The organism is Lachnoanaerobaculum sp. MSX33, from assembly GCF_000512995.1.
In the GTDB taxonomy this organism is placed as follows: Bacteria; Bacillota; Clostridia; order Lachnospirales; family Lachnospiraceae; genus Lachnoanaerobaculum.
Genome location: NZ_AZXX01000039.1, coordinates 1 through 1,948, shown reverse-complemented (window position 1 = coordinate 1,948; position 1,948 = coordinate 1). Strand labels below are relative to the sequence as shown.

The 1,948-nt window shown below is 30.9% G+C and carries 3 protein-coding genes and 1 pseudogene; all 4 read left to right on the top strand.

Annotation, left to right across the window (positions count from 1 at the left end; genetic code table 11):
- The first annotated feature begins 201 nt into the window (after positions 1 to 201).
- Positions 202 to 666: a hypothetical protein gene (locus HMPREF1495_RS03815; protein ID WP_034212205.1), complete on the top strand. Its 465-nt coding sequence runs from the start codon at positions 202 to 204 to the stop codon at positions 664 to 666.
- Between the two features lie 42 nt (positions 667 to 708).
- Positions 709 to 1,176, top strand: a complete 468-nt coding sequence (locus tag HMPREF1495_RS03810) for a hypothetical protein (protein ID WP_034212203.1) — start codon at positions 709 to 711, stop codon at positions 1,174 to 1,176.
- Between the two features lie 64 nt (positions 1,177 to 1,240).
- Positions 1,241 to 1,714 carry a hypothetical protein gene (locus tag HMPREF1495_RS03805; RefSeq protein ID WP_034212200.1) on the top strand — a complete coding sequence of 158 codons (474 nt, stop codon included), beginning with the start codon at positions 1,241 to 1,243 and terminating at the stop codon, positions 1,712 to 1,714.
- Positions 1,715 to 1,742: 28 nt separating this feature from the next.
- Positions 1,743 to 1,948 (top strand): annotated as a pseudogene (locus tag HMPREF1495_RS03800) (hypothetical protein); the annotation flags it as partial.

The following is a 1,948-nucleotide window of genomic DNA, read 5'->3' as shown; positions in this document are numbered from 1 at the left end:
TTTTTTTAAGAGGAGCTGTTTTATATCTAACAGCTCTTCTTTACTAAAAAGTTGAGTTTAGAGAAGCTATAGACGAGAATGATAGAAGAAGGGGAATACATGGAAATGAAAAAGTGTGGCTGGCAGACATAATACCGCCTTGCTATGTAAGGAAATTAAATTGATAAATAGATTTGATGAGCTAAAGGAGTTTTTTAAATAATGTTAGATACAGGTATATTAAGAAAAAGAATAAGAGCTAATAAAGAAGACATGGAAAAAGTCATAAACATTTTAATGTCAATAGGATATACACATTGTTCAATTATTGACTCAGAGGATTTTTACAGTTTGTCTGCAAGTATACTTGAAGAGGATGATGAAAGTAATATAAGAAAAAGAGTTTACAATATGTACTTAAATATGTTCCTGGCGGAGAGAGATAGAGAAGGAGTGTATAAGTTTTTTTATCCAAGAGAAAATTGCCATTATTATGCATATATTTCCTTTGATGACATTAAAGGAAGAGAATTGATAATATCGGAGTTTTTATATAGATATTTTAAACTCTTTCCTGAGGATATTTTCTTAAGTGCGTCAGGATATGTATATACAAAAGAAGACATTGAAAAAGCATACTGTAATAAAGATCTAAGCTGGATATATTACAGTCCGGATGCTTTGTAAAAAAGATCTCTTGTGGCAGCAGTATAAGAAGGGGATGTACATATGATATGTGAGGGAAGAATATTGGAAAAATTTGAGAGAAAAAATATAGCTGTTGATTTCAGGATGCTAAAGATACTTGATGCTATGAACTACCATAGAATAGTGACAATATATAAAAGTGATGGTAGTCTTATACTGTTTAAGGAAGATAATGAATACGATTTTTTTGATGAAGAGGATCCTGCGCCAATGATTCAAATTTATGCTTATTTAGGTATAAAGGAGGTTTTTACAAGAAAATCAAGAAAAAATGAGCTTGTTACCTTTTTTCGCTTTCCTGATATGATTGGAAAAGAACTTATCATATTGGAAATAGTACACAGATATATGGGAAAATACCCAAATACCGCATTCTATGTTGATAACGGTTATACATTCAGAAAACATCATATTGATGCAATATATAATATGCCTGAGCCTGATGCGGAGTGGATTTATAAAAGCCCGGATACGTATATAAAAGGATGATATAGATAAGTTATATGCTTAACAGGACTATTTTGTGGCAGCAGTATAAAATGGAGAATTATATATGATATGTGAGGGAAGAATATTACAAAAGTCTGAGAGTAGAAAAACATCTATCGGTGTCAGTATGTGGAAAATACTTGATGCTATGAACTACAATAGAAGATTGATGATAGGTAAAAGAGATTATGATATTATACTGTCTAAAGAAGACAGTGAGTATGATTTTTTTGATAAAAAGGATCCTACATCAATGATTCAAATTTATTCTTATGTAGATATAAAAGAGATTTTCACAAGAAAGTCAAGGAAACAGGGGCTTGAGACCTTCTTTCGTTTTCCGGATATGATTGGAAAAGAACTTATCATATTGGAAATAGTATACAGATATATGGAGGAATATCCAAATACCGCATTCTATGTTGATAACGGTTATACATTCAGGAAACATAATATTGATGCAATATATAATATGCCTGAACCGGATGCAGGGTGGATTTACAAAGGTCCTGATAAATATGATAAGAGTAAACACTGAAAAATAATTTTGGGAGGATATTAAGGTAATGGGAGCATCAGCGTCAATGTTTAGAAAAGGTAAATATGTAACAGAAAAAGACTTGGATATAATAATTGATATATTTACCAAGATGAAGTTTTATTCAAGTGGCATAGATAAAGAAAAATTAAGTAAAGGCGAATGTTTTAGTATTAGCTTTACTAATGATCATTGGAGAAGAAGATGGGATGATGACGATTATCAATGGGATTT

Excerpts from the sequence above, each read along its gene's own strand:
- HMPREF1495_RS03810 (WP_034212203.1), top strand. The coding sequence starts at position 709 with ATGATATGTGAGGGAAGAATATTGGAAAAATTTGAGAGAAAAAATATA.
- HMPREF1495_RS03805 (WP_034212200.1), top strand. The coding sequence starts at position 1,241 with ATGATATGTGAGGGAAGAATATTACAAAAGTCTGAGAGTAGAAAAACA.
- HMPREF1495_RS03815 (WP_034212205.1), top strand. The coding sequence starts at position 202 with ATGTTAGATACAGGTATATTAAGAAAAAGAATAAGAGCTAATAAAGAA.